This is a genomic window from Amycolatopsis orientalis DSM 43388 (genome assembly GCF_000411975.1).
Classification (GTDB): domain Bacteria; phylum Actinomycetota; class Actinomycetes; order Mycobacteriales; family Pseudonocardiaceae; genus Amycolatopsis; species Amycolatopsis orientalis_D.
This window is the reverse complement of the sequence record NZ_ASXG01000127.1, coordinates 1-17620: the sequence shown is the minus strand read 5'-3', so window position 1 is coordinate 17620 and position 17620 is coordinate 1. Positions and strand designations below refer to the sequence as shown.

The following is a 17620-nucleotide window of genomic DNA, read 5'->3' as shown; positions in this document are numbered from 1 at the left end:
GCTGACTTGAACACGAAAACCGCCCTCTGTCCTTAATGGACGGAGGGCGGTTTTCGTGCTTGGCTCAGCAGCTCACTTGCTGGCTCCGGCGAGCTTGCCGCCGGTGTCGGCGGTGTCGATCTGCTCGATCGGCACCCGGGCCGTCTCCGGGATCTTGATGATCGGGACCAGCGCGATGAGGGCCGCGATGATCAAGTAGTACGCCGGCCAGTCCGCGTTGCCGGTGCTGCCGATCAACGCCGTGACGATCACGCCGCAGGTGCCGCCGAACAGCGACGTCGAGATGTTGTACCCGATGGCGAACGAGCCGTAGCGCACGCGCGTCGGGAACATCGCCGGGAACGTCGAGCCGATGACCGCCAGCATCAGCGCCAGCAGGATCGCCACGACCAGGAAGCCGACGACCAGCCACAGCAGGCTGCCGCTCTGCATCAGCTTGATGCTGGGCCAGCTCAGCACGATGAACCCGATGGCCGCGGTGAGCAGCAAGGGTTTTCGGCCGATCCGGTCGGACAGCGCGCCCAGCGGGATCAGCAGCGCGAACTGCACGATTTCCACGCCGATGACGATCAGGCTGGACTCGGTGTCGCCGATGTGCAGCGTGTCGGTGAAATACGTCGGCATCGTCGTGAGCAGCATGTAGTCGGCGATGTTCAGCAGCAGCACGATCCCGATCAGGTTCAGGATCATCCGCCAGTTGCGCTGGATGGTCTCCTTGAGCGGAGCCTTCTCCGACTTTTCGCCCGCCGCCTCGAGCCGGCGGAACTCCGGCGTGTCCTCGAGCTTCGACCGCAGGTAGAGCCCGATCGCACCGATCGGAAGCGCGATGAAGAACGGGATCCGCCAGCCCCACGAGTCGAACTGCTCGGTCGACAGCGACAGGTAGGTGATCAGCACGACCGCGTTGCCGAGCACGTAGCCGGCCAGCGTGCCCATCTCCAGGAACGAACCGAAGAACCCGCGCCGTTTGGTCGGCGCGTATTCGGCGATGAACGTCGCCGCGCCGCCGTACTCGCCACCGGTCGAGAAACCCTGGATCAGCCGCAGCAGCAGGATCGCGATCGGAGCCGCGATGCCCATGCTGTACCCGCCTGAGTACGTCGGCAGCACGCCGACCAGGAAGGTGCAGCCGGACATCAGCAGAATGGTGAGCGCGAGGACCTTCTGCCTGCCGAGCTTGTCTCCCAACGGGCCGAAGAACGCTCCGCCGAACGGTCGCACGATGAAGCCGACGGCCAGCAGGGCGAGCGATTTCAGGACCGCGTTGCCCTCGCCGGGGAAGAACAGTGTTCCGATACTGGTCGCGATCGCGCCCGAGGTGAAAACGCCGTAGTCGTACCACTCGGTCGCGTTACCCATCGCGGAAGCGATCACCGCGCGTTTGACTGTTCTCTGATCGACCTCGGGTTTCCCCGTCTTTGGCTCACTCATCCCGGCGGTGACCTCCTCCTGCACACGTCCCGGTCCATCCGTTGGAGCACATTTCCCCAGTCTTGACCCGTTCAACCGTGCTGGCAGGATGAGTCGCGAAATTTCTACCGTGCGGAATTTTCCGACTACCCTGCGCTGAAGAAATGCGGGCAACCCGGTCAGGGCGGGTGCTGGCGGGTCCTACCGCCGGGTTAACGTCGTCGCATGAGTCCTGTTTCCGGCCCGTGGCCGCCCGTGCCGGTGGAGCCGCCGGAGATCCACCCGAAAGCCCCCGCGCCGGGCACCGAACTCGGCGCCCACTTCGCCGAATGCTTCGGCTGCGGCGACGACGTGGACGACGGCCTGCACCTGCGGTCAGCGATCGGCGAGGGCTACACGGTGCACTCGAAGTTCACCGTGACCTCCGCGCACCAGGGCGCCCCCGGCCTCGCCCACGGCGGCCTGCTGGCCTGCGCCTTCGACGAGGCCCTCGGCTCGACAGTCGGCAACCTGCTGCACCGCCCCGCGGTCACCGGCAAGCTGGAGACCGACTTCCGCCGCCCCGTGCCAGTCGGATCGACGCTGTACATCGAGGCCCGCCTGGACGGCGTCGCCGGCCGGAAAATCTACGTAAGCGCAGACGGCCACCTGGACGCCGCGGACGGTCCGGTAGCGGTCAACGCCCGCGCAGTGTTCATCGCAGTGGGCTTCGAACACTTCAGCACCCACGGCGACCCCCAAGCGCTGGAAAAACTAGCCGAACAGCACCGGCGCAACAAACGCGAGTGGGACATCAACCCCTGACCCTCGCACGCAGGTCGTGAGGCCACCTTCACGGACCCTGATTCCCCAGGGTTCCCCTCACGACCCGCCGCAGTCCGTGAAGGGCCCCTCCACGGACTTAGATTCCCTCAAGGAGCCCTTCACAGCCCGCCGATCCGCCCGTGTGCCCACTCGCCTGTGATCGGCCCCCATTGCCACATCGGGGCGCTAGCCCCACCCACTCCCGAACCGCAGCCGCCGCACCCACCCATCGAGCACCCAGCCCCCGCTCCGCAGCCGCCGCACCCACCTATCGAGACACCCAGCCCCCGCCCCGCAGCCGCTCCACCCAACGATCGAGGCACCCAACCCCTGCCCTGCACCCCGATACGAAGCCTCCCTACGGGCGGCGGGTGCTTGTCAAGGCACGCTTTCCCGCCTTGACAAGCACCCACCGCCCGTCAGCACAATCAAACTTCGGGGTGCCCCACGCACTCACCACAGCAATGTCGCCCGCCAGGGCGACGAGCCGAAAACCTCAGGTAAGCGTCCGAGGCCGAATCGCATTGGCCCGATCCACCAACGCGATCCGCTCCCCAGCGTCATCCGCGAGCCGAGCCAAAGACCGATAACACCGCTCCAGCCCGAACCGAACGTCCCGCTCCTCCAGCGCACACCCCAGCACCTTGGCATTCGACGCCGACTTGCCCTGCCCAGGCACCTTCAACCAGTCGTAAGCCGCCTCAAGAACCTCCGCGCTGAGCCGCGTATGCCGCTCAGCATCCAGGTTGAGCCGCTCCAACCGTCCCGACGCGTCCACCAGGTCCCCCTCGGTCACGGCCGGCTGCTCCCCCGCACCCGCTCCCTGCGCCCGAGTCTTGATCTTGATCGCGGCGACCTGCGCGTCCACGTAATGCGTCGAAGTGGCCGGAACCCCTTCCAGCACCTCCACCGCACTCGCCCGCGCTCCCTGCGCGAGATACACGCGAGCCAGCCCGAACGCAGCACTCACGTACGTCCGGTCGGTCCGCCAAACCAGCTCGTAGAACCGGGCTGCCCCGAAGTAGTCCCCGACGCCCTCCGCGCTCACCGCCAGCGCCAGCTTGGGTGCGATCTCCCCCGGCAGGTCGTCGTAAACCGCGTCGAACGCCACGTGCGCCACCCGCGGCCGGCCGCCGGCCAGCTCGATCAACCCGCGGTACCAGTCAATCCGCCAGTCGTGCGGGAATCCGTGCCGGATCGCCAGGTACTGCGCCGCCTGCAACTGCCGCTGCGCCTCCACGAACTCGCCCAGTTCGATCCGGGCCCGCACGATCCGCAACCGCACCTCGATCGACTCCCGAGGCGCGGTAGCCAGCGCCTCGATCGCCTCGTGCGGATCCAGCGCGGTCGTCGTCGCGAGCACCCCGGCAGCCGGGTCGTCCGTGTCGACCTGCGGAATCGGCAGCCCGGCGACGACCTCGGCGGCATCGGGCAACGGCACCCGCTCGCCCTGCTCCGGCACCACCAGGTGGACGCCGAAGGTCCGGCTCTCCGGCCCGAACACGGTCGACGCGGCCGGACGCGGCTGGCCGGTGCCGAGCGCCATGATCTCGCGCAGCACGCCGGTCAGCTGGTCGGCCATGTCGTCCGCGGCGATGAACCGGCGGTCCGGATCCGCGTGCGTGGCGCGCTTGAGGAACCGGTAGTACGACCCGAACAGTGCGAACAGCGGCACCTGGTCCGGTCCGGGCAGCGTGTTCTTGTACTCGCGGGTGTAGCCGGCGAACTCGAAGCTCAGCACGGCCAGCGTCCGGCCGACCGTGTACAGGTCCGAGGACACCGACGCGCCCTGGGAAGCCAGCTCGGGCGCGCTGTAGCCGGTGGTGAAGAACAGCGGGCTCTCGTAGTCGTCGATCCGCCGCACCGCGCCGAGGTCGATCAGCTTGAGCTGCTCGCGGGTCTGGATGACGTTGTCCGGCTTGAGGTCGCAGTAGAGCAGGCCCTGGCTGTGCAGGTAGCCGAGCGCGGGCAGGATCTCCAGGCCGTACGCGATGACCTGGCCGATCGGCAGCGGCTCCGGCCGGTTGCTCTCCCGGTGGTGCTGCAGCGCGAGCTGACGCAGCGACTGGCCGCCGACGTACTCCATCACGATGTAGCCGACCGTGTTGCCGGTCTCCGGGTCCGGATGCTGCACGAAGTTGTGGATCTTGACGATGTTCGGGTGCTCGACCTCGGCGAGGAACCGCTGCTCGTTCGCCGCGGCGGCCATCGCGGTGGAGTCGCCGGTGTCGATCAAGCCCTTCAGCACGACCCAGCGGTCGGACACGTTGTGGTCCTTGGCCAGGTAAATCCAGCCGAGGCCGCCGTAAGCGAGCGCGCCCAGCACTTCGTACTGGCCGCCGACGAGCTCGTTCGGCTTCAGCTTCGCCACGAACGAGAACGGCGTGCCGCACTTTTCGCAGATGCCCTCGGGTTCGCCCGGCTGACCGTCCTTGCCGCGGCCGACCTTCGCGCTGCAGTTGCCGCAGAACCGCTTGTCCTCGGCCACGACCGGGTTCGCCAGCACCGCGGTCGACGGATCGCGGTACGGCACCGGCGGGACGTCGATGAGACCCGCGCCGAGCCGTCCGCGCCGGGAACGGCGGGTGCCGCGCGAGCCGGTGCGCCGGGAGGTGCCGGGGAACGAGCCCGTCCCGGTGCCGGTGCCTTGCGAACCCTGTGAGCCCTGGGAGCCGGTGCCGTGTCCCTCGCTGCCGCCGGACGGCAGGACGCTGTCCGTGCCGTGGTCGGGCAGCGGGCCGCCGTCGGCGGGGGCCACCCGCGGGGTCGGCGGCATGATGCTCTGGGTGTGCGGCGTCGGGTTGGCCAGCACGCTGGTCGGCATGGGCGCGGCCGGGTCGACCGGGGCCACCGGCTGGTTCGACTGCGGCAGGATCACCGGCGCGAGGTCGCCCGGCGGACGAGTGGGGGCGTCGCCTCCGTCCGCGGGAGGTTTGGCCGGCGCCGCGGCACCCATCGGGATCGGGCCGGAGTTCGGCCCGGCGGCGCGGTTCTCCGGCGGCCGGGACGCCCGGTTCCCCTGCGGCGGACGGTTCGGCGGGACCGGCCGCTGCCCGGTGCGCGACTGCGGCGGATACGGCTGGCCCTGCGACGGCGGCGCGGGCTGCCCCGGGTACGGCTGGCCTTGCGCCGGCGGCTGGCCCTGCGGACGGCCTTGCGGCGGCATCTGCTGGCCGCCGCGCGGAGCCGGACGGCCCTGCGTTCGCGGCTGCTGCCCGGGCTGGTTCGGCTGCTGGGCCTGGCCCGGCTGGCCTGCCGGAGCGGGCTGTCCCGGCTGAGCGGCTGGGGCGGACGGCCCCCGCTGAGCCTGCTGACCGGGCTGGCCGGGTTGCCCGCCCTGCGGCCGCTGCACCGGAGCGCTGATCAACGTCTCCGCATCAGGATCCGCGTCCGGGTTGAGCCGCCCGGACACCGACGGTTCCGGGGTGTCCCACCGCACCGGCGGCGGCGGGGTCCACGAGGCGTCGGCCGCCTCGCCCCGCCCGGACGGCTGGTCCGCGGCCTTCGCCTCGTCGCCGTCCCCCTCCGGTGCTGCGTGCCGAGGACGGCGCGCCTCCTCCGACACAACTACCTCCCGAACTCCCCGCGGCAAGCCTGCCGCTCAAAAAGTACAACTTGCGCCGTCCTGGCGCCGCGATACCGGCCTGGTCACCCGTATTGCGGGGACGGCGGATTGGCCGGTCCCAGCCGCGCGCCGACCCAGTTCTGGTAACTGTTCGCCCAGGTGCCGTCGCCGCGGATCTTGTCAAGCACCGCGTTCACGAAGCGGACCAGGTCCTCCTCGTCCTTCGGGATCCCGACGCCGTAATTCTCCTGCGTCATGGGGTCGCCCGCGACCTTCACCGTCGGGTCCTGCGCGGCCATGCCGGCCAGGATCGTGTCGTCCGTGGACACCGCGTCGACCTGGCCCTGCTGCAGCATCACCAGGCAGTCCGACCAGTTCGGCACCGACACCGCGACCGGTTTGGCCGGGTCGGTCGCGATCTTCGCGAGCGAGGTCGACTTCGCCGCCGCGCACACGCGTTTCCCGGCCAGGTCGGTCAGCGACTGCGCGTTCGACGACTTCGGCACCAGGATCTTCTGCCCGGCCACGTAGTACACCGACGAGAACTGCACCTGCTTCCGGCGGGCGCAGGTGATGCTGTAGGTCCGGACCACCACGTCGACCTGGTGTTCCTTCAGCACGGTTTCCCGCTGCGACGACGTGATCGCCCGGTACTGCACGTGCCCGTCGGAACCGAAAATCTGCTTGGCGATCTCGTTGACCAGGTCGATGTCGAAGCCTTCGAGCTTGCCGGTCTTCGGATTCCGGAAGCCGAACAGATAGGTCGTCTGGTCGACGCCCGCGATGAGCTTCCCGCGCTGTTTGATCTTCTGCAGGCTGGGCCCGGAGGTGTCCAGGCCGTTCGGCGCGAGGCTGACCAGCGGGTTGCAGCTGGTGTCGGAGTCTCCTCCGGCCGCGGCGTCCGGGCCGCCTACGCCCGCCGGGGCGGGCCAAGCCGCGTCGGTGACCGGTGCGACCTCCATCGGCTGCGCCGCCGTCCCGCAGGCGGCGGCGAGAAGCGCGACCACCGCGAGCACGGTGGTCCGGACGAAGTGCCGCGACCGGATCACCGGTACTCCCTCAGTCTCTCTCGCACGCCGACTGTGATGCCGCCCGCCGCGAGCACCGCCAGCACGCCGACGCCCGCCGCGAGCGCGGTGAGCGCGTTGTCGCCGGATCTCGTGCTGTCGAGGAATTCCTGCCGGCAGACGTCGATCGCGGCCTGGAGGTTCGTGTCCAGCCGGGCGAACGCGGCGGCGGCGCTGTTCGGGCTGACGCTCGTCGCGAAGTCGACCGCCTCCTGGTACTGCCCGCCGTCGTCGAGGCGGCGGACCTGAAGGTGGGCCAGCGACCATTCGCGCGCGGCCTGTTCCGCCGCTTCGATCTTCTGCTCCCCCGTGGTGCCGGACGCGAGGCCGCGCGCCTGCCCGAGCAGACCGCCCTTGCCGTCGGCCCCGACGAGGTTCTCGGCGAGCTTGATGAATTGCTGCTCGTACGCGCCGCCGTCGCCGCGCGCGACCAGCGTGAGGGTTTCGTCCGCGCGCGCCTGCAGGGCGTAGATGCGGGCGCGCACCAGGATGTCGACCTGCGACGTGCCGTCAGTGCGTCCGGTCGCGACGAGACTGCCCTGCACGACGAGCGCTACCGCGCCCCACAGCAGCGACAGCACGATGCAGCCGGTGGCCACGAGCAGTCCGATGTTCAGCACCCGGTTCGTCCGCCGGGTCAGGTAGATCTGCGCGGCCACGAGTGCCGCGAGGAGCACCACGACCAGCGCGACCGCCACCCACGGCACGTCGCTGCTGCTGTCCTGCTCGTCGGAAAGCTTCTGGGTGTGCGCTTTGTAGAGCGCGTCCGCGGCGGGAAGGATCGTGGTGCGCATCAGCTGCGAAGCCTCGCGCAGGTACGAAGCGCCGGACGGGAAGCCCTGCCGGTTGTTCGCCCGCGCGGTTTCGACGATCCCGGTGTAGACCGGGATCTTCTGGTTCAGGATGTCCACCTGGTGGGCGGCGTCGCCGACGTCGGTGGTGTCCGACGCCGCGCGGGCGAGCGCGGCTCCCGCTTCGGCGATGTCCTGCTCGTACCGTTTCCGCAGCGCGGGCGGTTCGGTGCCGACGGAAAGGAAGGCGCTGGCCGCGGTCGCGTCCGCGTCCGACAGCGAGCGGAACACCTGCTGCGCCGCCCCCGCGAGAGGTTCGCGATGATCGATCAGGCCGTTGATCGTGTTGTCCTTGTCCTTCACGGACAACACGCCCACCAGACCGGCCACCAGCGAAAGCAGCACCAGCGCGACCGCGATCAGCGAGAGCTTGCCGGGCGTGGTGGTCGTGGATCTGACGACCGCGCGCACCGCCTGGCCGGGCAGGTCCAGCAGCCCGGCGATTCCGCTGCGGCCCCGAAATTCCTCCGGTGGGGGCTCGGCAGTCGTTTCCGGCCGCGTCGCAGTGCTGCTCATCCCCGATCCTCCCCGTGTGCCACTCGCAGAAGGTAGCCGGTCGGGCAAGCCGCAGCACACGACACCCAGAAGGTGTCACCTGCACGTGATCTCAGCCGACGCACCGACCGCGGCTTCGGCCTTTCTCGCCGGTTCCGCTCGTAGCGGTACTGCGGAGCAACCCCTGGGTTGCTGCTTCAGCCATCGCAGCGCGTACGTCGACGCACCACGGGCCGTCGGCGCGCAGTTCAACGTACGCGCCTTCGCCGTTTTTCAGTTCCAGCTCGCGTTCTCCGTCGACCGCGATAACGCCGCCACCTGCGGCAAGGTCCACGCGTACGCCGGGACGCAGCACGCCCCAGCCGCGTACGCCGACTGGACGCACCACTCCGGGCGCGATGGCGGCGTGCACCACGTACGCGGAACTGTCCACCGGGCCAAGCTGAAGCGCGACGCCTTCCGCGCTAGAGCGAGAGCTCGGACACAGTTGTCCGGCAATGCTCGACAGGCCAATGCCATCCGGCTCGGCGAAGGTGCAATACAGCTCGGTGAGCGCGGTCGGATCCCAGAGCGCCTTCGCGCCGACGTGTTTGTTCATCGAGACCGCGACGTCCACCAGCGCGATCTCGCGGCGATTTTTGGTGACGACCTCGAGCATGCTGACCCGCTGGGTGACGAGGTCGGCGTCGACCTGCCCGCTCGCGACCATCCCGGCGGCGAGCCCGGCCACCGTGGCCTCTCCCGCCTGCGGAAACGCGTTGTTGGTGCCAGTCGGCAGCGCGAGCAACGGAACGTCGCCGCACGCCTTGGCGGCGACCCGGGCGGTGCCGTCGCCGCCGAGACACACGATCACCCCGGCCCCGGCGTCGACCATCTGGCGCACCGCGTTGACGGTGTCCTGCGCGGTGCCGGTGAGCGTGTCCTCGTCGCAGAAATCCACCTCGGGCAGCGGATCGCGGCCCAGATCGCGCAGCACGGCGGCGGAGATGCCGCCGAGGTCGCTGGACAGCAGCGCGCGATCGACGCCGGTCACCGCGAACGCCGACAGCAGCCGGCGCACCAGGGTGGCCTTCTCCTCGACCGGAACGGCCGACGCCTGCGTCACGAGTCTTCGGATGTCCTGTCCGGACGCCGGGTTCGCCACGATCCCCGCAACGACTTCCCCCATCGAGCATCCCCCTCAGTCTGCTGCCACCAGGGGACCAGCACACGCGTCCGGCCGCGCGGAGGAAAGGGTTGCACGGACGTTGCATCGGCCGCGCCTCCACGCCGGCCAGAGCCTACCCTGGGTTCCGGCGCGGCTACCTGTCGTTCAGACGAGGGAAGCAAGCCCTTCGTAGGTGTATCCGGCTTCCTCGACCGCGGCGCGGACCGCGGTCTCGTCGAGGGGCTCGGCGCTGCGGACCGTCACGTGTCCGGTTTCGACGTCGACGGTCACGTTCTCGACCCCGGGCACCTCGGACAGTTCTTCGGTGACCGACTGCGCGCAGTGGCCGCAGGACATCCCGGTGACGAGGTAGGTGTTTTCGCTCATGCCGCCGAGCCTACGAGCATCCGGACGCGTCACGATCGGGTGATCCACAATGGCCGGTGCGGCACACAAAGCCTTGCCGCGCAACACAATCCGCATCGTGAGACGGACGGGAAGCGGCAGAGACAAAAGAAGCCACCACCCCCGCGAGGGAGTGGTGGCGACTTAGCGATCAGACGTAGGTCAGATCACGCTGACCGACGTGGCCTGCGGGCCCTTCTGGCCCTGGCCGATCTCGAACTGCACGCGAGCGTTCTCCTCGAGGGTACGGAAACCGTTGCCCTGGATCTCGCTGTAGTGCACGAAGACGTCGCCGCCGCCGTTGTCGGGAGTGATGAAGCCGAACCCCTTCTCGGAGTTGAACCACTTCACGGTGCCCTCAGTCATCTAACAATCTCCATACATAACACCAAAACAGGAAGCCGACCGACGTCCTGGGCCCAGACACGGGCGAGATGCGTTCTCCGGAGAGGCGGCCCACGCCCGCTGAGTTCTGCGAGCGTGCTTTACCACGAACACAAAAATCGAGACCAAGGAAAGTAAAGCACAGCGGAGCGGTCGCGGACAACCCGACTCACCCCAGTTCGCGAGACCGCGTCACTCCCCGCTGGCTTGGCGAAGCGGCGTGCCGAACGGCGAACGCCAGTCGGCGCCCTGGTCGGGCACGACCACGGCTACGTCGTGCGCCTCCGCACTGGCGCTGAACAGCACCGGAACGACGCCGGACCGGGTCTGGGCGGGCACCTCGGCGGCCTGGCCCTGCTCCGGTTCCTCGCGCACCACGGACACCAGCGAACCGGCCCGCGCGGACCGGGCGCGGCCGCGAGCAGCCGCCCCTGCGGTACGGGATTTCCCGTCCTTTTCGTCGGCCATGACGAACTCCCCTCGTTCCTTCCCCGCCCCGAGCGGGGGATGACCGCGATGGTGCCATCCGGCACCGACAAAATCCGGCCGAAACCGGTTGTTCCCACCCCTGAAACGCGCCGAACGGCCGCGAACCGAGCCGGGGAACGGATCCGCCCCGGGAATTTCCCCAACCGAACGCCAGCCGCACCTCGCCGGGCGAACCGGGTCCGGATGCCGAACCCCGGGAACGCCTTCAGGCTACCCGAGCCAACCCCTGGCAGCTACTGAACATTCCCGGCGTTTCCTTGTGTTCTCAGGAAGATTTCAGGTCCCGGACGGACGCGGGGCCCCGAGAAGCGTGCTCAGCCGAACATCCGGGGTGACGACATCCGGGTCCGTCCGGACGTCGATCACACACGGCCGCTGCCGGACCAGCGCGCTCGCGATGATCGGCTCGAGCCGCTCGCGATCGTCCACCGTGTACCCGGCCGCGCCGAGCCCACGCGCCCACGACGCGAAGTCTGTCAGCGGGATCGTCACTCCGGACAGCCGTCCGTGCGTACGCGCTTGATGCATCGCGAGTGGACCGTGCAAGCCGTTCTGGAACACAACCACCATCACCGGCGCGCGGTAACGCACTGCGGTCTCGATTTCTTGCCCGGTCATGAGCGTGCCCGCGTCACCGACCATCGCGACCACAGCGCGCCGCGGTTCGGCGAGTTTGGCCGCTATGGCCGCTGGCACCGCGTACCCCATCGCAGCGTTGCTCGGACCGAGCTGGCTGCGCGGAGCGGTGAAACACCAGTAGCGGTGCATGAACTGCGCGAAGTTGCCCGCATCGCTCGTAACGATGGTGTCCTCGGGCGCGAGCTTTCGCAGCGCGCGCACGACGTCGACCGGATGTACGCGCGTGTTGTCGCTTGTGTTCGGCGGTGTCATGAAGGTGTGCACAGCAGCGTTCGCGGCCGACGCTCTGCGCGTACGCGGCGAAGCGATCGCACGCAGTTCCTTCAGGAACGGCTCGACCTCAGTGTCCACACGGAACGTCAGGCCGCGGCGGCGCTGTTCGTCGATACCGGTGCCGACAAGGACGAGCGTCTGCTGTGGAGTCGGATAACGGAAGCCTTGCGTCGTGACTTCGTCCAGTTGCGTGCCGAGCGCGAGCACGAGGTCCGCTCGTTCGAGCGCGTCAAGCTGGCGCGCCGGAATGCCGAGGCCGAGATGTCCGGCGTAGCGGGCGTGGTTCTCCGGGAACGCGTCTTGGCGGCGGAAGGCGTTGTACACCGGAAGCGCCAGCTCGTCCGCCACCGCGATCAGCTCGTCCCGGGCCGACCGCGCGCGTCCGCCGACGATGACCACCGGATAGCGCGCTTCGTCCACCAGCCCGGCTACCGCTTCCGCCGAACGGCCCAGCGTTCCGGTGGCCGGCGGGCGAACCTTCGCCACCGGTTTGGCCGAGTCGTACGGCACGCCCCAGGCGTCGCTCGGCACGCCGATCACGACCGGGCCCGGCCGTCCTTCGCGGCACCGGGCGAGGCCTTCGGCGAGCAGATGCGGCACGTCGTCGGGATCGTCCGCGCGCACGCACCATTTGGCGATCGATTCGAACATCGCGGTCGAATCGGACGCCGGGACCTCGCCGGTGAGCACCGGGTCGAGCGCCGGGGTTTCGAGCAGCACCACCATCGGCGTCTCGTCCTGGTACGCCGTCTGCACGCCCATGACCAGCGCCGCGGCGCTCGGGCCCCGGCTTCCGAGCAGCACCGCGGGGTGTTCGGTGAGCTTGCCCTCGGCCTCGGCCATGAAGGCCGCGCCCGAATCGTGGCGGGCCGAAACGAGCGTGACGTCGCGCTCGCGGCGGAGCGCGTCGAGCAATTCCAGGAACGACTCACCGACGACCGCGTACACCCGGCGGACCCGGGCCTCGTTCAAAACGCGTACGGCCGTTTGCGCGACGGTGGTTCCCACTTGGTATCTAATGGGGAGAGCTTAGGGCGGCACCGGGAACCGGCGTCAAGTGATCTTGAAAAGTCGCCGCGGGATTGTGCCGATTGCCGGATCGCGCTGCCCACCAGTTGGGAGGACGCCGTCGTGACATCCGCCGAACATGAGACTATTTTCACTTATGGGGCCCCGGCGCTCAAGTACGGAAGCTTCTCGAGCGACGAGATCGGATACGACCTGAGCCAGTTCGGCGCGCGGCGCGTGCTCGTGGTGACCGACCCGGTCGTGGCCGCCACCGGCTGGCCGGAGCGGATCGCCGAGGGCATCCGCGGCTACGGGATCGCGGCCGAGACCTTCGACGGCGTGCATGTCGAACCCACCGACGTCAGCATGCAGAAGGCGGTGGACTTCGCCCGCGGCACCGGCCCGTACGACGCGTTCGTCGCGGTCGGCGGCGGCTCCAGCATCGACACCGCGAAGGCCGCCAACCTGCTGACCAGCAACGACGGCGAGCTGATGGACTACGTCAACGCGCCGGTCGGCGGCGGCCGCGCGCCGGCGAACCCGCTGAAGCCGCTGGTCGCGGTGCCGACGACGACCGGAACCGGGTCCGAAAGCACCACGGTGTGCGTGCTGGACGTGCTGTCGCTGCGGGTGAAGAGCGGCATCAGCCACCTGCGGCTGCGCCCGACGCTCGCGGTCGTGGACCCGCGGCTCACGGTCAGCCAGCCCGCCGGGGTCACCGCGGCGAGCGGGATGGACATCCTGTGCCACGCCGCGGAGAGCTACACCGCCAAGCCCTACACCGAGTTCGGCCGGAAGCGGCCGGAGGAACGGGTGCCGTACTGCGGGGCGAACCCGCTGGCGGACATGTTCGCGGAGAAGTCGCTGCAGCTGCTGTCGTGGGCGCTGCCCGCCGCGGTCCGCGACGGCGAGGACATGGCCGCGCGCGAGGCGATGGCGCTGGCCGCGACGTTCGGCGGGCTCGGCTTCGGCAACGCCGGCGTGCACATCCCGCACGCCAACGCGTACCCGATCGCCGGGCAGGTCCGGGATTTCCACCCCGACGGCTATCCCGGCGACGAAGCGATGGTGCCGCACGGCATGGCTGTCTCGCTGACCGCGCCCGCCGCGTTCCGGTTCACCTTCGCCGCGAACCCGGAACGCCACGAGCGGGTCGCCCGGCTGCTGGCCCCGGACTTCGAATGGCCCGGCGACCTCGCCGATCACCTGCCCGCCGTGCTGACCACGCTGATGCGCGAAATCGGCCTGCCCGCCGGGATCGGCGCGGTCGGCTACGCCGAGTCCGATGTGGACTCTCTGGTGGAGGGAACGCTGAAACAGCAACGGTTGCTGGCCACCGCGCCGCGCGAACCGTCCGAAGAGGACCTGGCGGGAATTCTGCGGGACTCGGTGCAGCTGTGGTGAACTATCCGCATTGGCAGACGGTTCCCTTGCGCTGGAAGGACAACGACGTCTACGGCCACGTGAACAACGTGGTGCATTACTCGTTGATGGACACCGTCATCAACACCTGGCTGATCGAACGCGGCGGTCTCGACATCGAGTCCGGGCCAGTGATCGGGCTGTGCGTGGAATCGCGTTGTGCTTACCACGCTTCGGTTTCGTTCCCGGACACGCTGCGGATCGGGCTGCGGGTGGCACACCTCGGCCGATCGAGCGTGCGGTATGAGATCGGGATGTACACGGCCTCGGAAACCTTGGTGGCGGAGGGCCATTTCGTGCACGTTTTCGTGGACCGCGATTCGCGTCGGCCAGTGGAAGTGACCGGCAAACTGCGGGAATCGTTGGCAGAACTGGCTGTCTGATTACTCCGGACGGACCGCACGCAGCGCCCGGCCGGCGAGTTCGCGCAGGTGCTCGGCCAGCTCGGGCGGTTCGTGCACCTCGAACTCGCGGCCGAGGCTGGTCAGCCGGAACGCCAGCCATTCGAGGGTGTCGGCCGGGCTGACGACGCGGCAGGTGCGTTCGTCCACCGCGGCCACTTCGCTTGCCGCGCCCCAAATCCGCGCCACCTCGTCCGCCGGCGCGTGCACCGTGACCACCGCCCGATGCGTCGGACGGGAGGTGTGCAGCTTCTTGGTCACGTACTCCGCCGGGTCCTTGGCAGGCAGTTCCCTCGGGTCGAACCGGGTCCCGATGGCCTGCGGTTTTTCAATGCGATCAACCCGGAAGACCCGCCAGTCGTCGCGGTCGCCGTCGAACGCCAGCAGGTACCAGCGACGGCCGGACGACGCCAGATGATGCGGCTCGACCAGCCGTTTTGTCGCCTTGCCGTCGTTGGCGAGATAGCCGAACCGCAGCCGCTCCCGGTTCGCGATCGCGGTAGCCAGGACCGTGAGCGCTTCCGGATCCACCCGCGGCCCGTCGTTGCCCAGCAACGGCACCGTCGCGCTGCTCAGCACACTCACCCGACGCCTCAGCCGAGACGGCAGGACCCGTTCCAGCTTCGTCAACGCACGCACCGATGCCTCGTCAATCCCGGTCACCGCGTGCCCGGACGCCATCCGCAACCCGACCGCGATCGCGACCGCCTCCTCGTCGTCGAGCAGCAACGGCGGCATCGCACTGCCCGCGACCAGGCGATACCCGCCCTCCGCACCCATCGTCGCCTCGACCGGGTACCCGAGGTCACGCAGCCGCTCGATGTCCCGACGCACCGTGCGGCCGTCGACGCCCAGCCGCTCCGCCAGCTCACTGCCCGGCCACTGCCTCGGCGTCTGCAACAGGGACAGCAACTGCAACAACCGTGCCGCACTCACGATCTAGGACCATATCTGGCCTAGATGGCCGCTAGCGTCCTCGCCATGACCATTCGCCCGTTCCGCATCGACATCTCCGACGCCGCTATCGCCGACCTGCGCGCCCGGCTCACCCAAACGCGCTGGCCGTCCCCGTTGTCCGGCGATGGATGGGACCGCGGCGTCCCAATCGACTGGCTGCGCGAGGTCGCGTCCTACTGGGCCACCGGCTACGACTGGCGCGCGCACGAGGCCCGGCTCAACGAGTTTCCCCAGTTCCGCACCGAAATCGACGGCGTCGACCTGCACTTCCTGCACGTCCCGTCCGCCGCGCCGGACGCCACGCCGGTCTTGCTGACGCACGGCTGGCCGAACTCCTTCGTCGAGTTTGCTGCCCTGCTCGAGCACCTGTCGGACTTCCACGTCGTGGTCCCGTCCCTGCCCGGCTTCGGCTTCTCCTCCGCCCCCGGCCCGGGCTGGGATGCCGCCCGCGTGGCCCGCGCGTGGGCCGAACTGATGCGCCGCCTGGGATACCGCGACTACGTCGTCCAGGGCGGGGACTACGGCGCATACGTCGCCCCGGAGGTCGCGCGGGTCGGTCCGGTGCTGGGCGTCTACGTCACCGCCGGCCTGGGGATTCCCACCGAAGCCGACTTGCCCGAGCTGGACTCTGCGGAGCGCTTGGCGTTCGCCGAGATGATGTCCCAGGACTGGACGAACGGCGTCGACCACCACGCCCTGCTGCGGACCGCACCGCAAACGTTCGCGTACGGCTGGAACGACTCGCCCGTGGCCGCGCTGGCGTGGATGGCGCAGAAGTTCCACGAGTTCACCGCGGGCGGGCGGGGGCTGGACGAGATGCTGGACGCGTTCCTGACGAACCTGAGCGTGTACTGGTTCACCGAGACGTTCGGGACGTCGTCGTGGCCGTACTACTCGAGCACCGGGTTCGCCTGGCCGCGGGGGCAAAAGTCGGCACCGACCGGGGTGTACAGCGGGATGCCGGGGATCCGTCGGCTGGCGGAGCGGGAGTCGGAGATCGTCCACTGGCCGGTCGACAACCCGGCTGGGCACCACTTCATCGCGATGGACCAGCCAGAGGCGTATGCAGCAGACCTCACTCGGTTCGTTAGGCAGGTCCGGTCGATGCGGTGATGGCGCCGGGCCCCGGCGAGGGGCCGGGTGCTGCCCGCTAGACTGAGCGCGCGGGCCGTTAGCTCAATTGGTAGAGCTGCGGACTTTTAATCCGTAGGTTCTGGGTTCGAGCCCCAGGCGGCCCACTCAAACTTCCAGGTCAGCGGCCTGTCTCGGACCTGCGGTCAAGATCGGCTCCTCGGTTTTGGGCCGACCGGTTATCCAGCAGCCCTTCGAGGGCCTTCGCCGTGATCGGGTCGACCGCCTTCCGCTCCAGGTAGTTGACCTGGGTCATCGACACCCGCGAGTGGCGCATACGGAGCGTTCGATCTCCGAAACAGGGATATCGCGGCCGCCCGGCACTAGATAACGGCTGCGGAACTCCTCGGGTCCGGCTTGTTCCCCCTCGTGCCACCCGTATTCGGCGAGGAAGCCTCCGACCTCGTCCGGGGTCATGCCGAAGCGCCAGAGTTGCTGCTTGACGACGAAGTCGGAGTAGGCGGCCTCAGCGCCGTAGAGGTTCGTGCCGTCGAGGAAGTCCTTGCGGATGTACGTGAACGCCAGGTGGCTGCCCGCGGGGGCGGTGGCCAGGAAGTCGAAGGTGCGGCGGACCCCGGCTTCGGTGAGGTACTGGGTGACGGCTTCCCAGAGGAAGAAAGTGCGCCCGGAGGAGTAGCCGTGTTGGGCGAGGGTGTCGGCGAGGTTCTCGGTTTCGAAGTCGACGGGCACCAGCGTCACATGGTCAGGGACGTGGCCGAGTGCTTTGGTGAGCGCGGCGCGTTTTCGGTCGATGTTGGCCGGCAGGTCGACCTCGTAAACCGGGATCGCCGCGAGGGCGGGCAGGCGGTAGGCGCGCGTGTCGAAGCCCGCGCCGAGGATGACCACGGTGTCGATCTCGCCGAGGGCCGCGCGGAGGGCGTCGTCGAAGTAGCGTTTGCGGCACAGCATGCTGGCCCACAGGCCGGGGATCTTCTTCTCCGTCGCGGCGATCAGCGCGCGCCGGATGGGGCGAAATCTCGTCAGCGCGACGGCGAGCCGCGCGCTGGCGGGCAGGAGGCGGCGGGCCCACGGGTCATCGATCAGGGGCCGGGATTCGTGCTGGTCGGCGGCGACGATGACCATCGGGCCGAACGCGGTCCGGTCGGCTCCGGTGCTGATAGCGGTACCTTCTTTCATGGCTGGGACCTCCGGGGAACGCTTCTGGTGCTTGT

The 17620-nt window shown here is 69.1% G+C and carries 15 protein-coding genes and 1 tRNA gene; 5 read left to right on the top strand and 11 right to left on the bottom strand.

The genetic code is table 11. The features are described 5' to 3' along the window. Positions 1-72: 72 nt before the first annotated feature. Positions 73-1359, bottom strand: coding sequence for an MFS transporter (locus L942_RS26540; RefSeq protein WP_235079413.1), 1287 nt, complete (start codon positions 1357-1359; stop codon positions 73-75). A 276-nt stretch (positions 1360-1635) separates the two neighbouring features. Here L942_RS26540 and L942_RS26535 point away from each other — a divergent pair, with 276 nt between their 5' ends. Further along, complete coding sequence (locus tag L942_RS26535) at positions 1636-2214, top strand: PaaI family thioesterase (protein WP_037365530.1); 579 nt, start codon at positions 1636-1638, stop codon at positions 2212-2214. 496 nt (positions 2215-2710) lie between these two features. Here L942_RS26535 and L942_RS26530 read toward each other — a convergent pair whose 3' ends face one another. The 8 genes from L942_RS26530 to L942_RS26495 all read right to left on the bottom strand — a co-directional run bounded on the left by L942_RS26530 (position 2711) and on the right by L942_RS26495 (position 12537). Further along, a complete protein-coding gene (locus tag L942_RS26530; RefSeq protein WP_037365627.1) occupies positions 2711-5170 on the bottom strand; it encodes a serine/threonine-protein kinase in 2460 nt (819 codons plus the stop codon). Between the two features lie 692 nt (positions 5171-5862). After that, positions 5863-6795 (bottom strand): glutamate ABC transporter substrate-binding protein, encoded by a 933-nt coding sequence (locus tag L942_RS26525; protein ID WP_037365624.1) that lies wholly within the window; start codon positions 6793-6795, stop codon positions 5863-5865. 29 nt (positions 6796-6824) lie between these two features. Then, positions 6825-8213, bottom strand: coding sequence for a hypothetical protein (locus tag L942_RS26520; RefSeq protein ID WP_037365527.1), 1389 nt, complete (start codon positions 8211-8213; stop codon positions 6825-6827). Between the two features lie 91 nt (positions 8214-8304). After that, positions 8305-9360: an ATP-NAD kinase family protein gene (locus L942_RS26515; protein ID WP_037365525.1), complete on the bottom strand. Its 1056-nt coding sequence runs from the start codon at positions 9358-9360 to the stop codon at positions 8305-8307. Between the two features lie 144 nt (positions 9361-9504). Then, positions 9505-9726, bottom strand: coding sequence for a heavy-metal-associated domain-containing protein (locus tag L942_RS26510; RefSeq protein ID WP_037365523.1), 222 nt, complete (start codon positions 9724-9726; stop codon positions 9505-9507). Positions 9727-9906: 180 nt separating this feature from the next. Continuing rightward, positions 9907-10110, bottom strand: coding sequence for a cold-shock protein (locus tag L942_RS26505; protein WP_037365521.1), 204 nt, complete (start codon positions 10108-10110; stop codon positions 9907-9909). 210 nt (positions 10111-10320) lie between these two features. Beyond that, a complete protein-coding gene (locus L942_RS26500) occupies positions 10321-10596 on the bottom strand; it encodes a hypothetical protein (RefSeq protein WP_037365518.1) in 276 nt (91 codons plus the stop codon). A gap of 297 nt (positions 10597-10893) precedes the next feature. Then, positions 10894-12537 carry a thiamine pyrophosphate-binding protein gene (locus tag L942_RS26495; protein ID WP_037365515.1) on the bottom strand — a complete coding sequence of 548 codons (1644 nt, stop codon included), beginning with the start codon at positions 12535-12537 and terminating at the stop codon, positions 10894-10896. A 123-nt stretch (positions 12538-12660) separates the two neighbouring features. Here L942_RS26495 and L942_RS26490 point away from each other — a divergent pair, with 123 nt between their 5' ends. Next, a complete protein-coding gene (locus L942_RS26490; RefSeq protein WP_051166253.1) occupies positions 12661-13941 on the top strand; it encodes a hydroxyacid-oxoacid transhydrogenase in 1281 nt (426 codons plus the stop codon). Beyond that, on the top strand, positions 13935-14342 hold the full coding sequence (locus L942_RS26485) for an acyl-CoA thioesterase (protein ID WP_037365514.1): 408 nt from the start codon (positions 13935-13937) through the stop codon (positions 14340-14342). The genes L942_RS26490 and L942_RS26485 overlap by 7 nt, the downstream gene beginning before the upstream one ends. Here the strand turns inward: L942_RS26485 and L942_RS26480 are convergent, their stop codons facing one another. After that, positions 14343-15299, bottom strand: coding sequence for a helix-turn-helix transcriptional regulator (locus L942_RS26480; protein WP_200862923.1), 957 nt, complete (start codon positions 15297-15299; stop codon positions 14343-14345). A 42-nt stretch (positions 15300-15341) separates the two neighbouring features. On the opposite strand from L942_RS26480, the gene L942_RS26475 reads away from it, so the two are divergent. Then, the gene (locus tag L942_RS26475) at positions 15342-16430 is read left to right on the top strand and encodes an epoxide hydrolase family protein (protein WP_037365615.1); all 1089 of its coding nucleotides are present in this window, start codon (positions 15342-15344) and stop codon (positions 16428-16430) included. Positions 16431-16482: 52 nt separating this feature from the next. Next, positions 16483-16555, top strand: a tRNA-Lys gene (locus L942_RS26470). Between the two features lie 145 nt (positions 16556-16700). On the opposite strand, the gene L942_RS26465 is transcribed toward L942_RS26470, so the two are convergent. After that, complete coding sequence (locus L942_RS26465; RefSeq protein ID WP_037365612.1) at positions 16701-17585, bottom strand: SAM-dependent methyltransferase; 885 nt, start codon at positions 17583-17585, stop codon at positions 16701-16703. Positions 17586-17620: the final 35 nt, after the last annotated feature.